Origin of the sequence: Candidatus Synechococcus spongiarum SH4, from assembly GCF_000586015.1 — a bacterium.
Classification (GTDB): Bacteria; Cyanobacteriota; Cyanobacteriia; order PCC-6307; family Cyanobiaceae; genus Synechococcus_B; species Synechococcus_B spongiarum_F.
The window spans coordinates 1-5,187 of the sequence record NZ_JENA01000114.1; the positions used below are offsets into that span (position 1 = coordinate 1).

Sequence of the window (5,187 nt, forward strand, 5' to 3'; positions counted from 1 at the left end):
ATTGCGCTCAAGACACTGGTTTTGCCATGTCCGTTCTCCCCGTGAAGAACCGTCAGGTCGCGATCCAGCGGCAAGTGCAGCTTCCCGATTGCGCGATAGTTCTCGATCTCCACACGGTCTAACTTCCATGATCGCCGCTCCGTTGACTTGTGCATCGATCTGCTCCGCCACTGCATGCATGATATGGCCATGGATCGATGGGCGCCAGGGCGGCATCATGGATAAGCCAGCCCTTGGGGGTTGGCCTCAGCCACGACCATGAATGCCTCCCGCCTCGCCACCCAGCTTAAGGAGAAGGCTTTGGCCATGGGGTTTGTGGTGGCGGGCATCGCCCGGGTGGATCAGCCGGCGGCGCTGCCTGCCCGCACCGCAGCCCTGGAGCGTTGGCTGCAGGCGGGGTATCAGGCCTCTCTGGGCTGGATGGCGGATCCCCGGCGTCGCCACGTCAACAGTCTGCTGCCGGGGGTGCGCAGTCTGTTGGCGGTGGGGCTGAACTATTGGACCGACCAACAACAGCGCCCCGGCGTGCTGTCCATTGCCCGCTACGGCTGGGGGCGGGACTATCACCGCACCATTGACCGCCGCCTGGGTCGCCTGGGTCGCTGGTTAAGTCAGCAGCAACCGGATTGCCGCTGGCGGGCCTGTGTGGACAGCGCCCCGCTGATGGATAAGGCCTGGGCGGAGGCGGCGGGAATCGGCTGGATTGGCAAACACAGCAATTTGATCCATCCTCGCCATGGCTCCTGGCTCTTGCTGGGCCACCTGCTTACCACCCTGGAGTTGCCGGCGGATGGTCCCCAGACTCCCCTCTGTGGCCGTTGCCGCCGCTGCTTGCAGGTGTGCCCCACGGGCGCCATTCCCGAACCCTTCGTGGTGGACAGCCGGGCCTGCATCGCCTTTCACACCATTGAAAACCGCAGCCCTGCCCTGCCTGTCGACGTGGCCCAGGGGTTACGGGGCTGGATTGCCGGCTGTGATCTTTGCCAACAGGTTTGCCCCTGGAACCGGACGGTCACCCCCACAGTGGACCCTGAACGTCAGCCGGCGGACTGGATGCTCACGGCCAATGCGGAGCAGTTGCTTGGTTGGGATGACGCCACTTGGGACGAGAAACTGCGGGGATCGGCCCTGCGGCGCATCAAGCCCTGGATGTGGCGCCGCAATATCCGCACCGCGGTCACCGGCCAGTCTTGATGAGACTGGGCCAGCCATCTACCATGGCTGGCGCCAGTGGACACGGGACAGATGTTGGCGGTTGCCATTTTGGCGGCGGGGAAGGGGACGCGCATGCGCAGTGCCCATCCCAAGGTGCTTCAACCCTTGGCGGGCGCCACGTTGGTGGACTGGGTCTTGCAGTCTTGTGAACCCTTGAACCCCCACCGGCGCTTGCTGGTGGTGGGTCACCAGGCGGAGCGGGTGCAACAGCACGTGCAGCACCGTCACCAGCAGGTGGAGTTTGTCCTGCAGCAGCCCCAGCGGGGAACAGGCCACAGTGTCCAGCAACTCCTGCAACCCCTGGCGGACTTTACCGGCGCCCTGCTGGTGCTCAACGGGGACGTTCCCCTGCTGCGCAACGCCACCCTGCGCCGGTTGGTGGACCACCATCACCGGAGCGGCAGCGCCGTAACCATTCTGACCGCCCGTCTGGAGGATCCCCGGGGCTACGGACGGGTGTTTTGTGACGACCGGCAGCGGGTGACCGCCATTGTAGAAGACCGGGACTGTACCGATGAACAGCGCCGTAACGGGCTCATTAACGCTGGGGTGTACTGCTTCCATTGGCCTTCGGTGGCCGCGGTGCTTCCCCGGCTCAAGGCGGACAACCAACAGGGGGAGCTTTACCTCACCGATGCGGTGGGTCTCCTGAATCCGGCCACCCAGCTCACGGCGGAGGACGCAACGGAAATCAGCGGCGTCAACGACCGCGGCCAACTGGCGGCCTGTGAGCAGGTGTTGCAGCAGCGGCTCCGGCAGCAGTGGCTGGCGGCTGGCGTCAGCTTCCTGGATCCCGCAAGCTGTAGCCTCAGCCCTGACACCCGCTTTGGCCGGGACGTGGTGGTGGAACCCCAGACCCATTTCCGGGGCAGCAACAGCATCGGGGACGGCTGCCGTATTGGTCCCAGTACCCTGATCGAGGACAGCCAGCTTGAGGCGGAGGTGGAGGTGACGTTTTCCGTGGTGCGCCAGGCCCGGCTGGCCCGGGGTAGCATCGTTGGACCGTTTGCCCATCTGCGGCCAGGGGCGGTGCTGGAGGAGCGCTGCAAGGTGGGCAACTTCGTGGAAGTGAAAAACAGTCGCCTGGGCGCTGACGTTAAGGCCGGCCATCTGAGCTACCTGGGGGATGCCCGGTTGGGGCGTGGCGTCAACGTGGGCGCCGGGACCATCACGGCCAATTTTGACGGGACCGGCAAGCACCCCACCACTATCGGGGAGGGCAGCAGCATTGGCGCCAATTCCGTACTTGTGGCTCCTGTGACGTTGGGACGTGACGTGACCGTGGCGGCCGGCTCCACCATCACCAAAGACGTGGCGGATGATGGCCTGGCCATTGCCCGCTGCCGTCAGGTGGAAAAAAAGGACTGGCGCAAGCCAGCAGCCCCCCACCGTTCCGGTTCCGTGTCGGAGGCGGGGGAGAAGACCAAGTCGTCACCCTAGCGGCTGGATTGTCGAAGAAGAACCAGACCTGCCGCGAGTCCAATGGCAACCGGCCCCCAGGCAGAGACATAAGGAGGAAGAATCCCATGTACGCCAAAGGAACTGAAGAGAAACGAGAGCAGGTAGTAGCCAAAGATGATGATCAGGCTGATGCCAAATCCCTTGCTGCGATTCCGTGAATTGCCAACGGACTGGGCGCCGATGCTGGAGCCTACAAGGGCAAACACAATGCAACTCAAGGGAAACGAAAATTTCTCCTGAAGACGGACACTGAACTTACGCGCCTGTTGCAGATTGCCTGTCTCCTCAAGCAGAGTCTGATACTTGCGGATTTGGACAACAGTCATGCTGTCGGGATCCGTGGGTATCTCCGCCAGGCGCAAGGGGGTATCCCCAATGGGGTAAAGTTGCTCCTCAAAACTGATCCGGGACTGGGCGCCCCCCTCATTGGCAAGAGAGGTGGTCGTGCCGTCAAGAAACAACAAACTGCCCTGCTCCTGATCGAAGTAGGCCTCCCGGGCCTGCACCACCTGAAGGATGCCGGGGCGACTCATGTCCAGCACGATGATGTCTTTCATGTGACCGTCCACGGCCTCGGCGGCGTAGAACAGTTGCGCCAGGCTACGACGAGAACCACCATCTTCCGTGGCAATTCTGCCGTGGTGAGGATAGATGATGTGCTCACCTCTGCTTTTGGGGACGGCCCGTCCCAGGGCGGTTTGTAAGACCACAAAGGAGCTGTGGTTGCTTCTGGGCACCACCAGATCGTTGACCATGAAGCTGGCCACACTGAAGAACAGCCCCAACACCAGGGCGGGCAGCACATAACGTCCGGTGGGTACGCCGACGCTGCGCAGGGCAATGAGTTCATTGCAACTGGAAAGCTTGCTGTAGGTGAGCAGTGTGCCCAACAGCATGGCCATGGGGAAGGTATAGACCATCAAGCCCGGCAGTTGCAGGATGAGCACCTGAAGCGCCGGTGCAAGAGGCAAGCCGTCTTCCACAACTCTGCGCACCAGTTCAAACAGGACGTCAACGGTTACCAGCAGCACGCTGAAGATGCCCACCCCGAACAGCAACGGACCCAGCAACTCGCCATAGAGCCAGCGATCCAGAAGGCTCAGGCGGCGAGTCGGAGGGGATAGGGAAACCATCAAATGGTGAAGCTTTCGCCCAGGTAGTGCTGCTTGACCAACGGATCACGGGCCACAGCATGGGAAGAACCGGACGCCAGGACGGCGCCTTGGTTGAGAATATAGGCGCGATCTGTGATGGAGAGGGTTTCCCGCACGTTGTGGTCCGTGATGAGTAACCCCACCTGTTTCTGCTTGAGGCGCAGGATCAGGCTCTGCAAATCATGGACCGCCAGCGGATCCACGCCGGCAAAGGGCTCGTCCAGCAGCAAATAGCGGGGACCATGGCCGCCCACCGCCAGGGCCCTGGCCACTTCAGTCCGGCGCCGTTCACCACCGGAAAGCTGGGCGCCGCGCCGTTGCAGAAAGGGCTCCAGGTGGAAATCCGCAACGAGTTCATTGAGCCGTTGACGGCGCTCGGGCGCCGCCAACCGGGATTGCTCCAGGCTGAGGAGCAGATTCTCCCCCACCGTGAGGGAGCGGAATACGCTGGCCTCCTGGGGCAGATAGCCCAGCCCCATCCTGGCGCGCTGGGGCATGGTGAGCGTCGTGATGGGGCAACCGTCCAGAACAACGTCCCCCTGGTCCGGCTGCAACTGACCAATGATCAGGTTAAAGGTGGTGGTCTTTCCTGCCCCGTTGGGTCCCAGGAGACCAACCACTTCACCCTGCTCCAGTTGCATGTCCAGTGATTGAATCAACCGACGGCCACCCAGGCTCAGGTTGATACCCTTCAATTCCAGGCTCATGGAGCCAGGCCCTCCTGGCGGGGAGAAGGCAGGTTGTAGGTGCTATGTACCTGCTCGCCCGGCTTGGCTTCCACAACAAATGTCCGGGATTGCTCCGTGTACACCAGTCGCTCGCCGCGAATTCTGTTGCCCCCGTTTTGCATCACCTCCACGCTGCCGTTGAGGATCAGCCTTCCCTCCCGGGTGAAGTACTGGGCGTGGTCAGCCGTGGCGGTGAGGTTGTAGGCCGGGTAGGTGATCAGCACCCGTCCCTCCGCCGTGAGGATGCCTTTCTCCTCATTCATCTCCTGCTGGTGGGAACGGATGGTGATCCGGCCGCCGGGTGGTGGTTGTCCGCCAGGGTTGGCGCCAGCGGTCTGGGCCAGGGCCGGCAAGGAACCGGCGGACGAGACGTGGGCCGGCCTGGCCTGGCCTGGCCGGACTGTTGTGGTGGCTAGAGCCGTCAGCAGCACCAGCCAGGTTGGTCGGAACCAGGATGGATTGATCACTGCTGGCATGCCTGCATCGCCTGGGTTCCTAGTTTACCCGAGTTCGAGTTGTGGATACGTTCTTCTCAGGGAAGTTGGGAAGATTCGCGCTCCATGGATCTCCCTGGGGAAGGTCCCGCAGTGGTGGTTATCCCCCAGCCCCTTGCCATATCAGAAGAGGAG

The 5,187-nt window shown here is 62.6% G+C and carries 6 protein-coding genes; 2 read left to right on the forward strand and 4 right to left on the reverse strand.

Annotated elements, in window-relative coordinates; genetic code table 11:
- Positions 1 to 191, reverse strand: a 191-nt coding sequence (locus BG35_RS14175; protein WP_152535198.1) for an AAA family ATPase, incomplete at its 3' end; no start/stop codon positions are given.
- Positions 192 to 258: 67 nt separating this feature from the next.
- Between BG35_RS14175 and queG the strand changes: the two genes are divergently transcribed.
- Positions 259 to 1,194 (forward strand): tRNA epoxyqueuosine(34) reductase QueG, encoded by a 936-nt coding sequence (gene queG, locus BG35_RS0106165; RefSeq protein ID WP_025782140.1) that lies wholly within the window; start codon positions 259 to 261, stop codon positions 1,192 to 1,194.
- Positions 1,195 to 1,245: 51 nt separating this feature from the next.
- Positions 1,246 to 2,655 carry a bifunctional UDP-N-acetylglucosamine diphosphorylase/glucosamine-1-phosphate N-acetyltransferase GlmU gene (glmU, locus tag BG35_RS0106170; RefSeq protein ID WP_025782141.1) on the forward strand — a complete coding sequence of 470 codons (1,410 nt, stop codon included), beginning with the start codon at positions 1,246 to 1,248 and terminating at the stop codon, positions 2,653 to 2,655.
- On the opposite strand, the gene BG35_RS0106175 is transcribed toward glmU, so the two are convergent.
- Genes BG35_RS0106175 through BG35_RS10640 form a run of 3 tightly spaced genes read right to left on the reverse strand, consistent with a single transcriptional unit; the run spans position 2,652 to position 5,034 of the window.
- On the reverse strand, positions 2,652 to 3,809 hold the full coding sequence (locus BG35_RS0106175) for an LptF/LptG family permease (RefSeq protein WP_025782142.1): 1,158 nt from the start codon (positions 3,807 to 3,809) through the stop codon (positions 2,652 to 2,654). The two genes, glmU and BG35_RS0106175, sit on opposite strands and share 4 nt — an antisense overlap.
- Positions 3,809 to 4,537: an LPS export ABC transporter ATP-binding protein gene (lptB, locus tag BG35_RS0106180; RefSeq protein ID WP_025782143.1), complete on the reverse strand. Its 729-nt coding sequence runs from the start codon at positions 4,535 to 4,537 to the stop codon at positions 3,809 to 3,811. Before lptB ends, BG35_RS0106175 begins: the two co-directional genes overlap by 1 nt.
- Positions 4,534 to 5,034 (reverse strand): LptA/OstA family protein, encoded by a 501-nt coding sequence (locus tag BG35_RS10640; RefSeq protein ID WP_051506178.1) that lies wholly within the window; start codon positions 5,032 to 5,034, stop codon positions 4,534 to 4,536. Before BG35_RS10640 ends, lptB begins: the two co-directional genes overlap by 4 nt.
- Positions 5,035 to 5,187 lie beyond the last annotated feature (153 nt).